We start from the raw sequence: 20,463 nt of genomic DNA on the forward strand, positions 1-20,463 counted from the left end.
GGCTCTGGCTCTGGCTCTGGCTCTGGCTCTGGCTCTGGCTCTGGCTCTGGCAAGGATTCAACGACATCTTCAAACTGATCGCTACCTTGGATTTTCGGTTCAAAGTCAAAATCAGAGGCAACATTCGCAGGCGACTCTACATCGTCTATAGCTTCGGCTAACCAGTCTTCAACCGTCTCTTCATCATCTTCAGAGATATCATTTAAAGACGATGGCGATACTTGCTCTTCATAACTAGCAGCGATGTCTTCACGCTGTTCTTGGGCGTCGGCTTCTTTCGGCTCTGGTTCTGCTTCTTGTTGTACAGTTTCTTCTTGAACTCGCTCTTCAAAAACTGGTTTGTCAAAATCAGAATTCTCAGAGAGCAGTGAGTCGATATCCAGTTCATCATCTTCAACCGATGATGCGGTTTCTTCAGCGGATACTATTTTTTCCGCTGACACTTCATTGCTGGCTGAAAGAGACGCTTGCTCTGGTTCAACCGTATTTTCAATTAATGACTCAACAGGCTCTTCTGTCGCTGGCAATAAATCATTGTCATCAGAAGTCATTAACTCATCAATCAATGCTTCGTCTGTTGTTTCTAGCGAGTCATCAAGTAAAGCATCTGTTGCCGGTGCGACACCGAACAAATCATCGATAAAGTCATCACGATTAAAGGCTTCATTATTTTCTGGCTTAACGTCTGCACTGTCTTGAATCACTTCCGAATCTAACGATTCATCACTAATGACTTCAGCTTGTGGTGTTGCACTAATGTCCGATGCTTGCTCAGACTCAGCTTCAGGTGTTTCTGAGGTTAACGGAGTAAGTTCGACGTCTGAATCCTTTTCGGACTCATCGCTGGCGTTGTCAAAACCAAAGGCTTCGTCTAACTCTTTATCAAACGCCTTCTCTTCAGGTTCAAGCTCGTCTTCAATGCCACTTGTCAGTAGATCATCAAATGGGTCTAAAGATTCTGAATCTTGTTCATCGGTTTCACCGACTGATAGATCATTACCTAGCAGTTCATCTAACGTCTCGTCACCTTCGACGGTAAGTTGAGCATCATTGGCGTCATCGTCTAGAAAATCATCTAGTAAGTCTGTGCTCTCGGCATCGAGTTCAAAGTCATCATCAGAATCATCAATCAACTCATCCAAGGTTTCAGTACTGTCTTCCGAAATATCTAGCTCATCATCGGTCGACAAGCCTGAGAGTTCTTCGAGTTCAGATAATGAGTCAAAACCTAGAGGATCACTCTCAGAATCATCATCCAACATATCATCTAGGAGATCTGTTGAATTACTGAGATCAACATCATCCCCTGTCAATTGCTCATCGAGCAGGTCGACACTGCCTTGAGTTTCTTCACTTTCGGTTGGCAGATCAAACTGAGAAAGGATGTTATCGATATCATCATCAGACGCCAAAGCGCTGTTTAGATTCTCAGCAACCTCGTCATCATTATCGAGATTCACAGGCTCATTGACTTGATCGTTCTGAGCCGCAACCTGAGCGAAGATGTCATCAATATCATCTTCTACACTAGGAGCCGAAGGTTGTGACGTCTGCTGCTCTGAGATCAACGAATCAATATCAAATTCATCGTTGCTCACGCCCGAAGGTGCAGTATCGCTCTGTTGTTCAGAGATAAGCGCATCAATGTCAAAATCATCGGTTGCTGATGTGTCGGTATTAGAAATCGAATCACTTTGCTCTTCTGAGATTAAAGCATCAATATCGAAGCTATCATCATCTTCATCATCAAGCGCAAATAGATCATCTAATAGAGATTGGTCTAGTTCGTTAGAGCCTAGATCTTCAGTCTCAGAATCCTGTGATAGTAGCGATTCAATATCTTCATTCGACATTGAGTTATCATCTGAAAGATCAAAGTCGGCCTCATCAGAACCGAGTTCGCTTTCTGATGTTTTATCAAGTGCGCGCTCCATCTCTTCAAGACCAAGCGCCTTGTCATCGCCATTGACACTAATGCCGTTACTGCTATCTAATTCCAGATCATCGAAGTTAGTGTCTAAGTCACCATTTTCGCCAATACTCGCAAATGGGTCATCATCGTCATCATCGAGATTAAAATCGAGATCAGAATCATCTAAACCTGCAAATACATCTTCTTCAGGCGATGCTTGGTCATCAAATAACTTATCAGCATCATCTTCATTGCCAAATTGTTCATCGTCTAAAGACAATTCATTATCAAAATCGTCCATCTCGTCGCCTAAAGCGATAGGCGCGACGCTACTTGCATCTGATTGAATTGGTTGGTCTTGTGTCGGCTGTTGCTCATCATTTTTAGAACGGCGCCCTAACAGGATCACTATGATAAGACCAAGTAGCAGGCCAGGAATAACCGCAAGAGCAGTAACTAACCAACCATTTGATAACAATTGATCCATGGCACTTGGAGCCATTTTTGCAATCTCAGCGTTCTTTCTACGCTCTTCATCAAGCAGCTTTTCCACTTCGCTACGAATGCGATCTTCATCACTAAGTTCTGTTTTTAGCTCATCTACTTCCAATTGAACATTCGACAACATCAGACGAAGTTGATGGTTTTTCTCTTCAAGTGACAATAGCTCAGTTTCTGAAAGCTCTAGCTGTCTCTCTAGCTTGTTCATCTCTTGGGTTGGAGCTGATTGAGCTGATTGAGCTGGAGATGATTGAGTTGGAGACAATGGCTTTTTAGCGGCTTCAGCAGTGCTTACTTGCTTTGCAGGAACAACATTGTTTGAGCTTGCATCAGGGCGGCTTGACGCTTGCGCTGGTTTTGGCTTTGACACTGTGGGTTTAGTCACAGGAGCATCGAGCTTAGCAAGGTGCGCATTCATGATGTTAACGGCTTGCTGTGTAGAACTCGCACGTGCTTGCTCTAAAGAAGGCACTCGTAAATTACTGGCAGGCAGCAAGCTGTGGATATTCTGGTTTTCAAACGCTTGTGGATTTAGACGATAAATAGCCAACAAGGTTTGCTGAACTGAAACGGAATTATCAGGGCGTAACTTTGAGGCAATTGACCACAATGTTTCCGACCCCAAAGTTGGGCCGTAAAAACGAGAAGGCCCAGCACGATTCAATTGTGCTCTTTGAAGAGGTTCGGAAAACGTAGGCGCTGATTGTATCTGACCATTAGGCCCTACAACTCGAATGGAATCTGCACGAACAACGGAAATCTGAGTCGCCATGAGAATGGCAAAAGGCATTAACCACGGCTTGAAAAATTGAAACATAAAAGGCTCAGCTAGGTGCTTAAATTCGAATAAATTGATGAACTGTTAAATATATCGGATAAACGACGTAAAGCTATAGAGATGAAAACAAAAAATGTGTTGCAGCGACAATATTCGCAGCAATTTCACACAATTTGACTAACAATATTTTCAATCGATTAAAAAAGCCCCACTAAAAGAGTGAGGCTTGTTTATCAAAGCAGTGAAGCTTAGAAGTAATCGCGAATCAGAACTTCAGCGATTTGAACTGCGTTTGTTGCTGCGCCTTTACGAACGTTATCAGCGACAACCCACATGTTCACACCGCTGTGATGGCTGATGTCGTTACGAATACGACCAACCATTACGTGGTCTTTACCACCAGCATCACGAACCTGAGTTGGGAAGTCTAGAGCTTGGAAAACTTCAACGCCTTCTGTGTTCTCTAGAAGCTGAATAACTTGCTCAGCACCGATTGGCGCGCGAGTTTCAATGTGTAGAGATTCAGCGTGACCATAGAACACAGGAACACGAACACAAGTCGGGTTAACCGTGATTGAAGAGTCAGCAAAGATCTTTTGAGTTTCCCAAACCATCTTCATTTCTTCACGTGTATAGCCGTTCTCTGTAAATTCATCGATTTGAGGAATACAGTTAAACGCGATCTGCTGTGAGAACGCTGACTTGTCAGCTGGCATACCGTTAAGAAGCTTAGCCGTTTGACCTGCTAGCTCATCGATACCCGGCTTACCTGCACCAGACACAGATTGGTAAGTTGAAACGTTAATACGCTCAAGGCCCACTTCATCGTGAATCGGTTTAAGCGCTACTACCATCTGAATAGTAGAACAGTTCGGGTTCGCAATGATGTTGCGGTTACGGAACTCAGCAATCGCTTCAGGGTTCACTTCAGGCACAACCAGAGGAACATCGTATTCGTAACGGAAACGTGAGGTGTTATCGATAACAACCACACCTTCGTCAGCGGCGATTGGAGCCCAACGTTCTGAAAGCTCGCTACCTGCAGAGAAAAACGCAATATGTACTTGAGACCAGTCGAAGTCTTCTACATTTTGTACTTGTATTGTTTTGCCGTTAAAACGGGAAGTTTTGCCTTCACTACGTTCACTTGCTAGTAAGTGCATTTCACCGACAGGGAATTTACGCTCTTTAAGTACTTCAAGAATGGTTTCACCAACCGCACCAGTCGCACCTAAAATAGCAATATTAAATTCTTGGCTCATTGTTTCTCTCTTTTATAAAGTTGGCTTTACCATAAAACCGAGTTTAGATAACGGCGTCAAATTACAAGATTCGTCGCCCGTTAACTCGACTGCACTGTACTCTCTACGGTCCCAATATTCTTTACGCATCTTGTCAAAAGAACCCGGCGTAGAGATATTGCGACGGAATAAGGCGTCGTCTTTGCGCACATCATAGATCAACTGAGTCAAATTGTGCAGTGTTGCTTCATCCCAAGCTCTATCTAATTTCATTTGAGGCACTGGGGCTGTCGGTAATAAGTCGCTTGCATAAGCACGCTGTTCAGTACCTAAAAACTCACAATAACTGTTGAAGATCATAGTGGTACCACGTGCTTTACCCTCTAAACCGTAGCCCGCTACGTGAGGAGTTGCAAAAGCAAGCAGTGGAAGCAGCTCAAAATCGACTTCTGGTTCAAACTCAAACACGTCAAGAACGGCAGTGAAACCATCGGCTTTTTGCAAGCGAGCTTTTAACGCTTGGTTATCAACAACTGGGCCACGAGCCGCATTAATCAGAATTTGGTCAGCACGTAAATTGTTCAGTACTTGCTCATTGATCAAATGATGCGTTGGGAACTCACCTGTCTTAGTGATTGGCGTATGCAGAGTGATGACGTCTGACTGCTCAAGCAGAGTATCTAGCTCAGTAAATTCGCGAGTATCACCCTCTTGCTGTTTTAGAGGATCGTTCAGCAGAACTTTAATACCAATACCTTCAAGGCACTTTGCTAAATAGCTACCCACTTGGCCACAGCCGATAATACCGACCGTTTTTTCGAATACAGAGAAACCTTGCTGCTGAGCCAACACCATCATCGCGCTGAACGCGTACTCAGCCACACCCACCTTGTTACAGCCTGGGGCTGCAGTAAAGAAAATGCCACGTTCTTTCATCAATTCTTGGTCGACATGATCCATACCTGCCGTCGCTGTGCCGACAAACTTCAGCTTGTTGGCTTTACTGATCAATGACTCGTTCACCTTGGTGACAGAGCGAATCATCAAAGCGTCTACGTCAACTAGGTCGTCAGCCGTTAATGTGCGACCAGACTTCATTGTCACTTCCCCTAGCTGGCTAAAAAGCGCTTCAGCATAAGGCATATTTTCGTCGATTAAGATTTTCATTTGGCGAGTACTTTTGTTGGGGTCTATCGACCTAAATGTGAATTGAAATGATTGTGCAAAATTCCACACACGGTGTCGAGTAGCAATTGGAATACATTATAAATAAAGAGTTGAATCGCCTAGTCGCACAAGCAAAAGCAAAAGCAGTAATAAGAACGACTACCTGAAATTAGAAAACTAAAGTCAGAAGACTAAAACGAAAAATGCCCGATTGAATAAACAATCGGGCAAACATCCAGAACAAAAGGATCCTATCTCGCTCTCCAGGAGACAGAGTCTTGCGTCTGTTCAACCAGTACTAACCAAAGCCAGTACTGATCAAGCTCTGGAAACCTTTCAACTTCTAAATCTTGATTTAAAAAGCTATTTTCTAAAGCGAAGCTTACAAAGCTAGGGTTAAAAAACACGCTTAAAACCATATTTATAAAAGCTTTGTTCTGTTGGTCAGGGTTAATGAGCGACCTGTGCGTGTTGAATCAGCACTCACATCACCCACTAACGATTAACCTTTTATTAATTTAACCTTAGCTTCAATTAGCCTTGGTATTTTTTGATTACTAGCGTTGCGTTCGTACCGCCGAAACCAAAGCTGTTAGACATAACCGTTGTTAGCTCTTGTTCACGAGCTTCGGTTACGATGTCTAGGCCTTCGCCCGCTTCGTCTAGGTTTGCAACGTTAATGCTTGGTGCGATGAAGCCGTTATCAAGCATTAGCGTTGAGTAAATTGCTTCGTGTACACCAGCCGCACCTAGAGCGTGACCTGTCATCGCTTTAGTTGCTGAGATTGCTGGGCTATTGCCGCCAAAGACTTCTTGGATTGCACCAAGTTCTTTAACGTCACCAACAGGAGTTGAAGTACCGTGAGTGTTCACGTAGTCAACGCCATCAACGTTTTGCATTGCCATCTTCATACAACGAACCGCGCCTTCGCCAGAAGGAGCAACCATGTCGTAGCCATCTGAAGTCGCGCCGTAACCCACGATCTCGCCGTAGATTTTCGCACCACGAGCAACAGCGTGCTCAAGCTCTTCGATAACTAGCATACCGCCGCCACCAGAGATAACGAAGCCGTCACGGTCAGCATCGTAAGTACGAGAAGCCAATTCTGGCGTGTCGTTGTACTTAGTAGAAAGTGCGCCCATTGCGTCGAACATCATAGTCAGAGACCAATCTAGTTCTTCACCGCCACCAGCGAATACTACGTCTTGCTTACCAAGTTGGATAAGCTCCATTGCGTGACCGATACAGTGTGCAGATGTTGCACATGCAGAACTCATAGAGTAGTTCACACCGCGGATTTTGAAAGGTGTTGCTAGACAAGCAGAAACCGTAGAAGCCATTGTACGTGGAACCATGTATGGGCCAACGCGCTTCACGCCTTTTTCACGGATGATGTCTACTGCGTTTACTTGGTTTAGAGATGAAGCACCACCTGAACCCGCTACGATACCCGTGCGGTCATTAGATACTTGATCTTCAGTTAAACCAGAGTCAGCAATTGCTTGCTCCATTGAAAGATAAGCGAATGCCGCTGCATCACCCATAAAGCGCATTTTTTTGCGATCGATATGGTCAGCAGGGTTCATTTTTAGGTTACCCCATACTTGAGAGCGCAAGCCATTTTCCTTGAACTGCTCTGAAGCGGTAATACCTGATTTACCCTCTTTCAGTGATGCTAAAACTTCTTCGACGTTGTTACCGATACTTGAAACAATACCCATACCGGTGATTACGACTCGTTTCATGTGACATTCCTATAATTCTAAATTCAGCTAGATGATAACTAAGAAGCCTAACAAAAGTGGTCAGCTTTCCTAGAAATTCGTACAATCCCTACCAACATATCGCTTCAAATCACAAAATGATAGATTTTATGACTTCAATTACTAATGCAGAGCTGGAATGGAATGAGTCTGGCACGCCAGTTTCAGACCAATTTGACGACGTTTACTTCTCTAATGTTAACGGTTTAGAAGAAACTCGCTACGTCTTTTTAAAACAAAACCACCTTCCAGAGCGTTGGGTTGAACATCAACAACGCCGTTTTGTGATTGCTGAAACCGGTTTTGGTACAGGTTTAAACTTTCTCGCAGTCTGGCAATGGTTCGATGCTTTTCTTAAAGATAACCCACAAGCTATGACCAAAGAGTTACATTTCATCAGTTTTGAAAAATATCCTTTAAATAAAGATGATCTGATCAAAGCGCACCAATCTTGGCCTGAACTAGCCCAGTATGCGACACAACTCCAAGAACACTACCCGATTGCCCTGCCCGAATGTCACCGCATTGTGTTGGGCGATGGTGCTATCACGCTTGATTTGTGGTTTGGTGATATTAAGGATTGTATGCCAAACGTGCCGACCCCGCAGGAAGGTTTGGTTGACGCTTGGTTCTTAGATGGCTTTGCGCCAAGTAAGAACCCTGAAATGTGGAATCAAAACCTATTCAACGGAATGGCCAAACTGGCAAAACAAGATTGCAGCTGTGCAACGTTTACCGCTGCCGGTTTTGTGCGACGCGGTTTAATCGAAGCCGGCTTTGCCATGAAAAAAGTTAAAGGCTTTGGTACTAAGCGTGAAATGATTGCAGGCCGCCTTGACGAGAAGCTCGCTCATACCAACATCAAACCTTGGTATGGCCTAGCTCAACACAGTGATTCACAAGATATCGCCATTATCGGTGGTGGTGTTGCCAGTGCTGCGCTTGCAAAAACGTTAAACCGACGTGGTAAAAACATCACCCTTTATTGTGAACACCAACAAGCTGCGGGCAATGCCTCTGGCAACAATCAAGGTGCCATTTATCCGCTACTCAGCGAAGCGACATCGAACGTGTCTCGCGTGTTTGGTCCAGGGTTACTGTTTGCTCGCCAATTTATTAATCAAGCAGCACTATCAGTAAACTTCGATCACAATTGGTGTGGCGTGAACATTTTGATGTGGGATGAAGGCTCCACTAAAAAGCTCAATCGCATGTTAGAAGGCAATTTCCACACAGATCTGATTCAGCGTTTAACGCCAGAGCAAGCCAACGAAAAGATTGGCTTACCAGTCGATAAAGAGAGTGTCTACTTTCCACTGGGAGGTTGGTTAAGCCCTCTCCAACTGACTCAAGGTTTGATTGGCAGGTTAGAAGAGACCAACCAAGTGAGCGCGCACTATCAACATCAAGTAACGCAACTTGAATGGTTAGAAACAGAACAGCAATGGTTGCTGACGATTGAGACGCCTCAAGGTGAAATTCAAACCAAGCACGACCAAGTAGTTGTCGCGAATGGACACAAGTTCACCCAATTTGAGCAAACTCGCCCCGTACCTCTCACGCCAGTTAAAGGGCAAGTGAGTCATATCCCGACTACAGAAAACCTCAGCCAGCTAAAAACGGTGTTGTGTTTTGATGGTTACTTAACGCCACAGAATCCAAATAATGGTCACCACTGTATTGGCGCGAACTACGACAAGACCAATATCGACCAAGAGTTTGATATTGAGGTTCAGCAATATAATGGTGAGCGCCTACATGGGTCGCTACCAGAGCAAGCATGGACAAAAGATGTCGACACCAGTGACAATTTAGCGCGCCAAGGTATCCGAAGCGTAAGCCGTGACCACCTTCCGTTTGTCGGAAACGTTGGCGATTTTGAATCAATCAAAGAACAGTACCAAGACCTGCACAACTTCAACCCGCAACGTCACTCTGTTGATGATGTTCAAACGGTAGCAAGCTTCCCTAACCTATACTGCTTTATCGGGCTAGGCTCACGTGGCTTGAGCTCTGCGCCATTATTAGCTGAAGTGTTAGCATCACAAATCTGTGGCGATCCCCTACCCTTGCCTGTTGATGTGCTTGAGGCGATTCACCCAAGCAGAATGTGGGTGCGCAGACTGCGTAAAGGCAAAGCATTAACGGCTGGATGGGTTGCAGACAAGCACTCTAAATCAAATTCATAGTTTCTAGTTCAGCTATTCTGAACATCTGAAGTTTCTGAATATCAGAAATATCTAAAACTAAAGGCTAGAAAGCCCGAGCGACATTATGTCACTCGGGCTTTTTGTTGTTCGTGTTGATCTAAAATGATGTTCTAAACGGAGCAGTATTTACAGCTTAAACTGCGTCTTTAATCTGTTGGGCGATCTCTTCGTTGCTGATAGCACCAGACTCAAAATCAAAGTTATCGTAGAAGCTAGGCACTGAAAGCGATGCTTTAACGTTACCACCAAAGTACGGAGCCGAACCAGTTGCTGCGCCAAGTACTGTTTGTGCGCCACCAGGGCCTGGTGATGTCGCTAAGTAAACCGCAGGTTTCTCGCCAAATACTGAACGCTCAATGCGTGTCGCCCAGTCAAATAGGTTTTTGTACGCCGCTGGGTAGTGGCCGTTGTGCTCAGCGAAAGAGATAACAAATGCGTCAGCTTCTGCTAGGTCACGTAAGAATGCTTGAGCACCTTCCGCTTGACCAATCTCTTTTTCAGTGTCTTCACTGAACATAGGAACGTTGTAATCGTTGATGTTTAGAACTTTGACTTCAGCACCTTCAATCAAGTTAGCTGCGTAAGTTGCTAGAGTTTTGTTGATAGAGGTAGAGCTGGTGCTTGCGCCAAATGCGATAACTTTCATGATGTGACCTTTTCTGTGATTCCGTTAAGTGGGATCAGAATAACGTAGTCAGAAAATGGAACCATCACAAGGATTGAACGGACTCATTCAAAAAATTCGAATGAGTCTCAAATTATTGGTTCGCTCAAAAATGAGGAGGGAGAGTTGTGAGCGAATTACGGTAGACGAATAATGCTAAACGACTAAAATTAAGCTTGGTTTTGCAGCTCAACCCAAAGGTCATTAACGATCGTACGATCGGCTGGCGTCAATTCAGAACGTGCGTCTTCTAGGCTCTTCTCAATACGCAATTTAACTTCTGCTACGTCTTCAATGCCGTCTTCTTCACATGAAGCTACTGAAAGAGAAATATGACCACGTAAGTAACCACCAGCAAACAGTTCATCATCTGATGCGTTTTCAATGCGAGCATCAATTAATTCAAGTAGTTTTTCTTCAAATTCGATAATCATAATATTCTCTTATTTCACAATAAATTGGCTAGTACATAAAGGTTCTACATCGTAGAAGCTGCGTAATGCTTCAGAGAGCATTTTCACGCGAGGCGGCAGACCAGCTTCAAAGGTACCCATGACTTCGCTGTGTACTTTATTCATAAAGGCCAAACGATCTGGCTCAAAATCGCCGTGTAGATTGTCACAGCTAACATTAAAAGGAAAGCCTGCGCTGGTCGCAATGATCCATTCATACGCTTGTGGGCGAATTTCCACTTTTTCAAACTCAGCTTGAACCGACTCAGTTCGGCCATCAGGCTCATACCAGTAACCAAAATCTTCCAATAAGCGACGCTCAGGACCAGCCACACACCAGTGCGCTATCTCGTGAAGTGCTGAAGCATAAAAGCCACGAGCAAAAACGATACGGTGATGAGGAATCTCCTCATCGGCTGGCAGGTATATAGGCTCGTCCGCTCCCAGTTCTAGCTTAGTATTGAAGCTCTCGAAAAAGGTTTGATTGAAAATGTCGATGATGTCTGGGTATTCGTGTGTCATAAGATCAAATTTAAGTAAAAAGAACTGGGGCATTTTGCGTTTTTTTAAGCGCTCGGTAAAGCCCTATCACTGGCAATGACATTAGGTTGATCATAATACTTTACGATGACAATCGATTGCTGCTCCCAGATTACACCACTTTGAGGTGAATGATTAGTTTAGCTAATCTGAAATGCCTATTCACGGTACAAATATTCATTCGTCAATCAGTGTTTTTACTACTACACTCGCGCTTCATTTTTATATCCCTATGGCCTATAAGACTCCAATTTATAGACCTAAATTATAGAGTTACAGCAATGCTACTAAGTGTTTTGTATATCATTGGCATCACGGCAGAAGCCATGACCGGTGCTCTCAGTGCTGGCAAACAAAAAATGGATTGGTTTGGTGTAATGCTGGTTGCGAGTGCAACGGCAATTGGCGGAGGTACAGTAAGAGATATTTTACTCGGCCATTACCCTTTAGGCTGGGTTGAAAACCCCCAGTACCTGGCGATCACTTGTATTGCTGGTGTTATCACAACGGGATTAGCCAAATGGGTAATCAAGCTAAAAGGCTTGTTCATTCGTTTGGATGCGTTGGGGCTTATCGTATTTAGTATCATTGGTACTAAAGTAGCGATGACCATGGGTCTGCACCCAATGATTTGTATGGTGTCTGCATTAGTGACTGGCGTGTTTGGTGGCCTGCTGCGCGATCTTATCTGTCGTCAAACGCCACTAGTCTTGCATGAAGAGTTGTACGCATCTGTCGCCCTTGTCGCTTCAGGCTTGTACTTAGGTCTTCTTGAACTAGGCATAAACGATGTGACCGCGACGATCGTGACATTGGTTGTAGGCTATTTACTGCGCATGGCAGCAGTGAGATTCAAATGGCGCTTGCCTTCGTTCCAGCTTGATCCGGAAAGCTCTGTGCATTAGATAATATATTTTCAATGACGCAGAATATAAAAAGGGTTGCTTCATTACGAAGCAACCCTTTTTGATTTCTCTCAAATCAGTTTCAGTTCTGTTTTGAATAAAACGAAGCAGAACTAGATTTTTGGCGTTTCTGTTGTCACACCAAAGTTTTGACCACGATGACGTAGCAAGTGATCAAGCAACACGATAGCCAGCATCGCTTCAGCAATAGGCACTGCACGGATACCAACACATGGATCGTGACGGCCTTTAGTGATTAGCTGCGTTGCTTCACCGTCTTTGGTGATAGTGTCACCAGGAACGGTAATGCTTGATGTGGGTTTAAGCGCAATGCTTGCCACAATATCTTGACCAGTAGAAATACCGCCTAAGATACCGCCAGCGTGGTTGCTGCTGAAGCCTTCTGGAGTTAATGGATCACGGTGTTCACTACCGCGCTGATTAACCACATCGAAGCCATCACCAATCTCAACACCTTTCACCGCATTGATGCTCATTAGAGCGTGCGCGATGTCTGCATCTAGACGATCAAAGATTGGCTCACCAAGGCCTACAGGCACTTTAGTCGCAACTACTTGAATCTTCGCACCGATCGAGTTGCCTTCTTTTAGCAAGTCACGAATCAGTTGGTCAAATTCAGGTACTTTGTCGGCATCAGGACAGAAGAAAGCGTTGTTTTCGATCTCGTTCCAATCCACTTTATCAATTGAGATATCACCCATTTGAGAAAGATAAGCTTGGATTTCAACACCAAATTCTTGCTTAAGGTATTTCTTCGCAATCGCACCTGCCGCAACACGCATTGCAGTTTCACGAGCAGAAGAGCGACCGCCACCTCGGTAATCACGCACACCGTACTTTTGATGGTAGGTATAATCAGCGTGACCAGGGCGGAACTTGTCTTTAATTTCGGAATAGTCTTTAGAGCGTTGGTCTGTATTTTCAATCAATAGACCAATAGAAGTACCCGTAGTCTGGCCTTCAAATACACCGGATAAAATCTTTACTTCATCCGCTTCACGGCGAGCCGTTGTATAACGAGAAGTACCTGGGCGACGACGATCCAAATCTCTTTGAAGGTCTGCTTCGGTAATTTCTAATCCTGGTGGGCACCCATCTACGATACATCCTAGTGCGATACCGTGACTTTCTCCGAACGTAGTCACGCGGAAATGTTGTCCGATACTGTTTCCTGCCATTACTTCCTCTAAATCAGCCATTGAGCAGAAGGTTTGATTCCTAAACCTACGGGCTAACAGCTTTACTTGTCTATTCTTCGTGAATTCATATTGGCTTTATTACCAAATGATGTAAACCCCAAAAAACCAACAATTTTAACTTTCTATTACATCAGCCGAATGAAATGAATAACGAGGGAAAATGAGTGGCGATTGGAGATGATTGTTTTTATTATGGTGAGAAAGCAAAAAACCCGACAAATCAGAGAGTTATCGGGTTTCTTTAAATAGTGGTACGCCCTGAAGGATTCGAACCTTCGACCACCTCCTTAGAAGGGAGGTGCTCAACTAACCCCCAAAACATCACTTACCACTTATTACCAGTTATTCCCTAGTCTTTACCTTTTAAGTTAAATTAAAGACTTTTCAAGATGTTCCTTCACACCCAATGATTTGCGTAACCCCCAAACAAAAGTTACCATATAATAAATAGTGGCGGCTTAGGGAATCGAATGAAGGAAAATGCACCGGTAGGTAGACACCATATTGTTATAAAACAAAGAATCGCTACTAACCCTGCGACAATATTTCCAGTCCTGCATATTGAAGGTTCTAGTGGCTACTCAATTATGTGGTCTCTTATTGAGTATTTCCTTGCCAACCAGTCCAAAAGTGATACATGGATGGGTGATACAGCTAGAGCTATTGGGCTATTTTATGATTACAGTATAGAAACCCATAAGCTAGGGCTAAATAAACGAGCTCAGTTTCATAAATTCCTTTCTAGTTTAGAGCGCGGAACCATAGATACTGAGACTCATCAAGATGAGACGAATCTGTACTGGGCGCCAACTGGGTTAGATAAAACCAAAAGACTTCGTACTAGACTTGTCGCTTTTATTGATTGGATTATGTATGAAGAGCTAGAAGCGAATGGTAAGTCTACTTTCATAGCCTCAAAAAAGAAAAATGAGAAATTGACCCTTTCTCTGTTAAAAACTGCACGTGATATTATTAAACGAAGCCCTATGTCACATACTAAAGATGTGATGAAAGCCGCTGGACAGTTATCCCAATCAAAAAAGGCTTTAGGCTACGAATTTGAGGATGACCCCAAAAACCATATTAACGCTCAGAGCGAAAATAAAGCGTTTCCTGTAGAGCTAATCTCACCTTTAATACAATTTGGTTTTGTCAAAAACCCAATCGCAGAGAACCCTTTTGAACGTGAAGACATCACTGCAAAAATGATCACCATTCTCCTGCTATTTGGTGGTCTTCGAAAAAGCGAACCTCTCCACCTTTGGTTTAACGATGTTTTCCCGTACTCAGACTTTCAATGTCAAGCAAAGCTATTTCACCCTAGGCTAGCAAAAACCAATCTATTAGGTGAAAAGGAAAAGACAAGAGAAGAGTACCTAAAAGAACGGCACATGAGACCCCGCCACGACAAAGTGAACTCTAAATCACTGAGAGCTCGTTGGAAAACACTAGCTGTTGATAAGACTACCTATTCTGCTGACATTTTTTTCTTACATCCTTCAGCAGAGGCTATGTTCGTAACTCTATACCAGATGTATCTGTCGTATAGAAGTAAGTTAATGGAAACCTACGTCAAGAACGAGGGGCATGATCATCCATTCCTTTTCGTATCAGCAGGCGTCGATAGGCGAACAGGCAAAAGCTATGTTGGCGCACCTTACTCAGTTAATAGTTTCACCGAAAGTTACAACAAAGCCTTGGACCGACTTGAGCAACATCTAGGTATGAGAATTGAACGTGGAAGAGATGCAGGTTTAAATCCTCATGCATTACGCCACTGCTATGCTCAGTTCCTGACAGATGCAGGAGTTAACGAGAAGGTCATTCAGAAGTGTATGCATCACAGGACAATCAACGCGCAAGAAGCATATAAAGGAATATCATCACAGAAGGTACGAGATGTGTTAGCTAACTACTCTGTATCTAGTGTTATTCAAAACAAGGTTCAACTTACCGCATCATGAAGGATCAAATGACTACAACAAACTACCTACAATTTAAAGGTATAAATTACGGTGAGTCTGTTACTCAAAAGGACTTAGCTCTACTTGATGGTCTATTTGCCCCTAGAAACAAACAAAAGACAAATCGACTACTAACTGCTTACTATAGAGCTAATGAAACTTTAAAAAAAATCGTAGCCAAGGGTGACTTGTCAGTTAACAGCCTATTTTTTTATCAAAAAATCAGTGTGGACAGCTACTATTTTTTAGGTGAGTTATTGAATGGAAGTGATTCAAAAATCCTAAATCAGCTAACGATCCTTTCGGACAGTGTTGAGCTTACAAACAATATTCGCACGTCAAATGCGATAGACACGGCTATTAGACAATTTAGTATTGCAGTCGAAGTTTTTCGTATCACAACAGGTGTAGAATCTTTAGAAGAAACTTCTGTAGAAGTATTTAAGCAGTTCATAGCACCTTTACGTACCGAAGATAACCGTTGGCACCCCGACTTAACCCCTCATGCTCACAAGGCTATTAGATACCTAGCACGATGCTTTGATAAGCACCTCAACAGTACCGACTGTCTCAAACTGGTAGAGCTTCAACGGCGCGATACAAGGCATAAAACAAAGGATCTATTTGATAGCCCAGAAAAGCACATGAAGGCTTGGGTTAACTCTTTCCATGAATTTCTGAACGCAAAAAATGCATTTGAAACCGGGCATTTCAAAGATCGATTTACTAAATTCAGGAACTTCCTTGAGTTTACCTATACATCCGACTTTCCTTCCGACCCGATACTGTACTTTTCCAAATTCAGGAACGATGAGTTTTATATTTGGTTGAAAGATGACAGAGATAAAAAGTCCATAAGCAGTAGTGTGTTGATTTTGACACTAACAACGATCGTCGACTTTAGTAACTGGTATATCGGTGAATACATGTCGGAAACAGATGAAACTGGTGAGCTTGTAACTGTTGGCTACCCTATTTTGTCAATGCACAAATTCACTCAGGCCGTCTCAGAGTATGGTTCTGAAGATAACGGAAAAGACATTAAACTAAGTGAATCAGCAAAACCTACCCCACCTATTTGGATGATTTTAAAACTCAAAGAAATCTTAACCGAGAATGACTTTGCATGGCCTAAATCACTCTCAGATCAATACAACGAGAATATCGTTGACGAGGACGGTAATCCTATTTGGATTCCGGTTATTACCTACGTTTATTTGGTTATGCTTGAAATACCCATCCGAAAAATTCAGGTCATACGACTTGACTCTGGAGAAGGGGATCAATGGAGATACAACCCAGAAACAGACGTGTGGGCTAAAAACGACCATCAATTAACAAACTATTGGAAAAACATTGGAGCCAAAGTTCATAATAGAGGTGTTCTAAGACGTAAATTGATCAGTGGAGTATTAGCTCCTCAGTTTGTATTTTATATCAACTCTAACAAAGTCTCAGACAAAGAAGTTGGTTTCAGTGAGAAGTCGGGATATGAAATACCTTGGAAGAATGCGACTGTTATTAAGTACCTTGATGACTTAAGAGATTGGCAGGAAAAGTATAATCCAGTGACTTACCCTATAAGATTCCAAGATATTCCAAAGACAGTTTTTGAGGCCGAGCCATCGGAAAGTGTACTTGCAAGAATCCCTGATCGCTTTTATCTGTTCCGCAGTGCGAAAGATATAAAGAACGGTAATCGTCAAATGCCTCCAACTAACCGAAACCTGCATGAGTTCTGGGTTAAGTTGATGGCTGAACTTGAAAGACGACTCCACTCAGAAGGAATTGAGTGCCAGATTATTCTCACCAGAAATAAGACTACTAATGCACCACAAAGCGCTTTATACACCCCACATGGGTTACGCGTAGCAGGATTGACATCTTTAGCACAGCAAGGAGTTCCAATTGAGGTACTCAGTAAGATTGTCGCTGGGCACAAGAGTATCTTGATGACAATCTATTATGTGAAATATCACCCAAGCCACATTACAGAAATTCTTAACGAAGCTAGCAGAGATATTGAGTTGGACTACCAAAAGAGCTTTCAAAACTGGTTAAAAGAAGCTGCTTGGGATGAGGTGGCAAAATATGCAGCATTTAACTCAAGCGAAGCCATCAATAGTATTAAGTCTGATGCGGCAGGGTGCTTGGTGGGCTTATGGAATAGTACTAACCTTGGTATCTGCCCGTATAATGGTACAAGGTGTCATGATGGCGGAAAGTGTATTCGAAAGAACGGAAAGAAAAACACTTACCTTCCTGTTGAAGATAAAAACTGTGTCGTATGTAGGCACTTTATCACAGGTTTGCCATGGCTAACGGAACTATGGGTTCATGCGAATAGCCTTATTCTTCAGTCTGAGAAAAAAGCTGCTGAAATACAGGAGAATGAGCAAGTGGTTCAAACATTAAAAGTTGAACAACTAACCCTTAGAAAAAAAGGCCAGGACGTTTCCCCGCAGCTTGTTACTAAGCTCAAAAAAAACGAGACGATCCAAGAGCGATTGGCAATTGAAGAAGATAAATTATTCAATGCATTACACTCCACTCACAATTTAATCGAAAAGATTAAAAACCTCCCTAAACCACCTATATCAAGTGTTCAAGGGGATTCATCTGATTGCGTGCCAGCACTTTTGATGGATAGTGACTCTGATTTTGATATCGACTATACAGAGACTCCAAACAACTTTTCAAATCTAGATTTTGTAATTCAGGCAAGTCGTATTTACAAACATGAAAGAAATGAGGACTTCGAGAGAGAACGCGATCAGTTCATCGATACAATCCTTTTACGGAACGGTTTCGAACCCATGATGCTTATGAATTTGACCTCTGAAGAAAAGCAACAATCTGCGGACTCCTTTGCTAAATTCTTAGTAACAAGATTTGATGGAGAAACACTCCAATTACTGAAAGATGGCCGTAAGACTTTTGCAGAGCTTGGTATCGAGCAAGAATGCTCAAAGGCAGTACCCGTACAAGCCCTACAGAATATAGAAATCAAAGCATCGGCGAACCAATAAAATGAACAATAACAAAATCCTAACCAACAACGACGTTAAAGCTCTGTATCAATCACTAGAAGAGCGTACGACAAGAGGCTCGGTTAAAGCGATCCTAAAAGATATAAATGAAGTTTGCTCCAAAATGGTCGAGGTGAACGCAACCCCATCTGTACCAACTGTAATAAGCGCACTTGCTAGTAAGGGGGTCATAATTTCTGCGCAAACAGTTCATAATAGAAGACATGGTAAAAACCCTTATCCAATTCTTATCGACGCTTGGATTGAGGTGGCTCATGGCAAAAGCCTAAATTTCGATAAGGTTGTAAAATCAGCGACTGAACCACAACCTGACACTGGAATAAAAGTCACTGGAACTACGGGATTAATCACTGATGAAGATTTGCTAAAGATTCAAGACCCCGTATTGAGATACAAAATTTCAGTACTTTACGGCCAAGCAAGTTCTCTAAAAAAACAGAACTCTATGTTACGTGAAATACGAGAGCTCCCAGCTATTAAGCCAGATCATCAAGTAGAAGTTATATTGAACAATGAGAAATCCCTCAGCCATACAGAAAACAACCAGCTTGATAAATTTGACCTTGAGATTCTGAGCAATTTCTTAAACAATCAAGGGGCTAAAGGATTAGAATTCGACAGTACGGGAGCCCTTTGGGCAAGTAAAGCGATCCGAAGGGGGACAATATTATCTGACCCGGGACTAAAGGACGTTATCGAAAAAATTTTACAGCTAAAGTTATAATGATCTGTTTAATCGCTACTCTTCAAATTCCATCTAAAAGCTGTATTGTAGGGTTGACTAATACTTAACTACTTGTCTTAAATCAGCGCATGTAAAGAAGCAAAAGTGAGTCAGCATAGCTACACTAGTATGTCATTGTATAATGTGGCGAACCTGAACAAATTTAGCCTAACCTTTCTGATCAGTTGTCCATCGTTGTCCACCAATGGACAACAATAAAGAGAAGCGAACCGTTAGTTTATAACTCGCTGTGATTTGCCGTAGAGAAGTTGGAAATAGCCTGTTTGAAGGAGGCACATCAAACCCCTGCTAACTTGTATAAATTATTTACTATCATCTTCTGCGAATAGCTCTTCGATTTCATCCCAGTCAGGTAGTTGATGTGTTTTTTCTACAACCTCAAACTGTAAATCAACAGCATTTAACAACCTTTCAAATATATCGAATGAACCTGTAAAACGACCATTTTCGATTTCTGAAATGGTTGTTTTATTAATTCTGGTCAGTTTTGATACTTGTACCTGTGTCAGCCCCTTATCAATACGTGAATGCTTAACCTTTAATCCTATTTCAGACCTACAAGCCATAGTTCATCACCGTCTTATTAGCTATATAGCTAACATTCTAGGTCACATTGCAATTGTTAGCTATATAGCTAACAAGAGAATCGACAAGGCGTCCCATCAGTTTGGCTAATTTGAGAATTCACAAATAACCACAAGTATGGAAAGTCACTTTACTTGGTGTCGAATTGATGGTGTAGTTCAAAAAATAGCCGCACTTCAAACTTGATACTAAGTGTGGAACCCCATTATTGTTTCGCTTGCTACAAATGCCAATCCAAACATGCCTAATATGAACGTAATAATTCCAAGCGCACCCAAAACCACTATAAGCACTTCTAATTTCGCCGGTTTACCAGATGCATCAATATTGGGGACTTTGTCTAAAACCTTACGCCAACGCTCACCAAACAGATAATCTCGAACAATAATAGTAGCTAGCATAACTACGCCAAACACTATTGTGGCGAATAACAACCACCATGAGTATTTTATCGCTATTAAAGCACTATTAGTTAAAGGTAAGCGATCACTTTTCAGAAATATACCAATCGATACAGTTAAAGCCCCACCGGAAAGAACAAATACAGCTTTACCCAATGAGTCAGCCCGAGTCCTAACGTCTTGTTGATGCTGGTTAAATATCTCATCTTCTTTTGTCATCATACCTCACTTTGAATTTACTGATGAACACCATATAGCCGCTTAAGTAATGAGCGACACTACCACCAAACCTAACCTATAGTGCCGTAATGCGTATTTCGGTGATTGCGATCGCTCGTTTCGGTTTATTCCGATCACCTGATCC

15 protein-coding genes are annotated in these 20,463 nt (G+C 42.7%); 5 read left to right on the forward strand and 10 right to left on the reverse strand.

Going from position 1 to position 20,463, the window contains the following annotated elements; all coding sequences use genetic code 11:
* From ACED28_RS20915 to fabB, 4 genes are all read right to left on the reverse strand, one after another.
* The coding region (locus ACED28_RS20915; RefSeq protein ID WP_371710663.1) for a FimV/HubP family polar landmark protein at positions 1 to 3,230 on the reverse strand (3,230 nt) is incomplete at its 3' end.
* Between the two features lie 209 nt (positions 3,231 to 3,439).
* Positions 3,440 to 4,453, reverse strand: coding sequence for an aspartate-semialdehyde dehydrogenase (locus ACED28_RS20920; RefSeq protein WP_012603484.1), 1,014 nt, complete (start codon positions 4,451 to 4,453; stop codon positions 3,440 to 3,442).
* A gap of 12 nt (positions 4,454 to 4,465) precedes the next feature.
* Positions 4,466 to 5,599 (reverse strand): 4-phosphoerythronate dehydrogenase, encoded by a 1,134-nt coding sequence (locus ACED28_RS20925; RefSeq protein WP_102257949.1) that lies wholly within the window; start codon positions 5,597 to 5,599, stop codon positions 4,466 to 4,468.
* Positions 5,600 to 6,133: 534 nt separating this feature from the next.
* Positions 6,134 to 7,345: a beta-ketoacyl-ACP synthase I gene (gene fabB, locus ACED28_RS20930; RefSeq protein WP_009848735.1), complete on the reverse strand. Its 1,212-nt coding sequence runs from the start codon at positions 7,343 to 7,345 to the stop codon at positions 6,134 to 6,136.
* 128 nt (positions 7,346 to 7,473) lie between these two features.
* Between fabB and mnmC the strand changes: the two genes are divergently transcribed.
* Complete coding sequence (mnmC, locus tag ACED28_RS20935) at positions 7,474 to 9,552, forward strand: bifunctional tRNA (5-methylaminomethyl-2-thiouridine)(34)-methyltransferase MnmD/FAD-dependent 5-carboxymethylaminomethyl-2-thiouridine(34) oxidoreductase MnmC (protein ID WP_371710664.1); 2,079 nt, start codon at positions 7,474 to 7,476, stop codon at positions 9,550 to 9,552.
* A 154-nt stretch (positions 9,553 to 9,706) separates the two neighbouring features.
* Here mnmC and ACED28_RS20940 read toward each other — a convergent pair whose 3' ends face one another.
* The 3 genes from ACED28_RS20940 to ACED28_RS20950 form a co-directional block, all read right to left on the reverse strand.
* Positions 9,707 to 10,219, reverse strand: a complete 513-nt coding sequence (locus ACED28_RS20940; RefSeq protein ID WP_371710665.1) for an NADPH-dependent FMN reductase — start codon at positions 10,217 to 10,219, stop codon at positions 9,707 to 9,709.
* A 188-nt stretch (positions 10,220 to 10,407) separates the two neighbouring features.
* On the reverse strand, positions 10,408 to 10,671 hold the full coding sequence (locus ACED28_RS20945) for a YfcL family protein (RefSeq protein ID WP_009848738.1): 264 nt from the start codon (positions 10,669 to 10,671) through the stop codon (positions 10,408 to 10,410).
* A gap of 9 nt (positions 10,672 to 10,680) precedes the next feature.
* A complete protein-coding gene (locus ACED28_RS20950; protein WP_371710666.1) occupies positions 10,681 to 11,211 on the reverse strand; it encodes an elongation factor P hydroxylase in 531 nt (176 codons plus the stop codon).
* Between the two features lie 299 nt (positions 11,212 to 11,510).
* On the opposite strand from ACED28_RS20950, the gene ACED28_RS20955 reads away from it, so the two are divergent.
* Positions 11,511 to 12,134, forward strand: coding sequence for a trimeric intracellular cation channel family protein (locus ACED28_RS20955; RefSeq protein ID WP_004734183.1), 624 nt, complete (start codon positions 11,511 to 11,513; stop codon positions 12,132 to 12,134).
* A 113-nt stretch (positions 12,135 to 12,247) separates the two neighbouring features.
* On the opposite strand, the gene aroC is transcribed toward ACED28_RS20955, so the two are convergent.
* Complete coding sequence (aroC, locus tag ACED28_RS20960) at positions 12,248 to 13,333, reverse strand: chorismate synthase (protein WP_004734182.1); 1,086 nt, start codon at positions 13,331 to 13,333, stop codon at positions 12,248 to 12,250.
* Positions 13,334 to 13,824: 491 nt separating this feature from the next.
* On the opposite strand from aroC, the gene ACED28_RS20965 reads away from it, so the two are divergent.
* The 3 genes from ACED28_RS20965 to ACED28_RS20975 are packed head-to-tail and all read left to right on the forward strand — an operon-like array spanning position 13,825 to position 19,092.
* Positions 13,825 to 15,318: a tyrosine-type recombinase/integrase gene (locus ACED28_RS20965; RefSeq protein ID WP_371710667.1), complete on the forward strand. Its 1,494-nt coding sequence runs from the start codon at positions 13,825 to 13,827 to the stop codon at positions 15,316 to 15,318.
* Positions 15,319 to 15,326: 8 nt separating this feature from the next.
* Entirely contained in the window at positions 15,327 to 18,347 is a 3,021-nt protein-coding gene (locus tag ACED28_RS20970) for a VPA1269 family protein (RefSeq protein ID WP_371710668.1), read from the forward strand.
* Between the two features lies 1 nt (position 18,348).
* Entirely contained in the window at positions 18,349 to 19,092 is a 744-nt protein-coding gene (locus tag ACED28_RS20975; protein ID WP_371710669.1) for a hypothetical protein, read from the forward strand.
* Between the two features lie 323 nt (positions 19,093 to 19,415).
* On the opposite strand, the gene ACED28_RS20980 is transcribed toward ACED28_RS20975, so the two are convergent.
* Positions 19,416 to 19,679, reverse strand: a complete 264-nt coding sequence (locus tag ACED28_RS20980; RefSeq protein ID WP_019823152.1) for a helix-turn-helix domain-containing protein — start codon at positions 19,677 to 19,679, stop codon at positions 19,416 to 19,418.
* 207 nt (positions 19,680 to 19,886) lie between these two features.
* A complete protein-coding gene (locus tag ACED28_RS20985) occupies positions 19,887 to 20,321 on the reverse strand; it encodes a hypothetical protein (protein ID WP_371710670.1) in 435 nt (144 codons plus the stop codon).
* Between the last annotated feature and the right edge of the window lie 142 nt (positions 20,322 to 20,463).

Origin of the sequence: Vibrio sp. 1F253, from assembly GCF_041439295.1 — a bacterium.
GTDB lineage: Bacteria > Pseudomonadota > Gammaproteobacteria > Enterobacterales > Vibrionaceae > Vibrio > Vibrio tasmaniensis_A.

Bases quoted from the DNA above. Each gene is read 5' to 3' on its own strand.
- ACED28_RS20940 (WP_371710665.1), bottom strand. From the start codon at position 10,219: ATGAAAGTTATCGCATTTGGCGCAAGCACCAGCTCTACCTCTATCAAC.
- ACED28_RS20975 (WP_371710669.1), top strand. From the start codon at position 18,349: ATGAACAATAACAAAATCCTAACCAACAACGACGTTAAAGCTCTGTAT.
- ACED28_RS20980 (WP_019823152.1), bottom strand. From the start codon at position 19,679: ATGGCTTGTAGGTCTGAAATAGGATTAAAGGTTAAGCATTCACGTATT.
- fabB (WP_009848735.1), bottom strand. From the start codon at position 7,345: ATGAAACGAGTCGTAATCACCGGTATGGGTATTGTTTCAAGTATCGGT.
- ACED28_RS20970 (WP_371710668.1), top strand. From the start codon at position 15,327: ATGACTACAACAAACTACCTACAATTTAAAGGTATAAATTACGGTGAG.
- ACED28_RS20955 (WP_004734183.1), top strand. From the start codon at position 11,511: ATGCTACTAAGTGTTTTGTATATCATTGGCATCACGGCAGAAGCCATG.
- ACED28_RS20920 (WP_012603484.1), bottom strand. From the start codon at position 4,453: ATGAGCCAAGAATTTAATATTGCTATTTTAGGTGCGACTGGTGCGGTT.
- ACED28_RS20965 (WP_371710667.1), top strand. From the start codon at position 13,825: ATGAAGGAAAATGCACCGGTAGGTAGACACCATATTGTTATAAAACAA.
- ACED28_RS20950 (WP_371710666.1), bottom strand. From the start codon at position 11,211: ATGACACACGAATACCCAGACATCATCGACATTTTCAATCAAACCTTT.
- aroC (WP_004734182.1), bottom strand. From the start codon at position 13,333: ATGGCAGGAAACAGTATCGGACAACATTTCCGCGTGACTACGTTCGGA.
- ACED28_RS20925 (WP_102257949.1), bottom strand. From the start codon at position 5,599: ATGAAAATCTTAATCGACGAAAATATGCCTTATGCTGAAGCGCTTTTT.
- ACED28_RS20985 (WP_371710670.1), bottom strand. From the start codon at position 20,321: ATGATGACAAAAGAAGATGAGATATTTAACCAGCATCAACAAGACGTT.
- ACED28_RS20945 (WP_009848738.1), bottom strand. From the start codon at position 10,671: ATGATTATCGAATTTGAAGAAAAACTACTTGAATTAATTGATGCTCGC.
- mnmC (WP_371710664.1), top strand. From the start codon at position 7,474: ATGACTTCAATTACTAATGCAGAGCTGGAATGGAATGAGTCTGGCACG.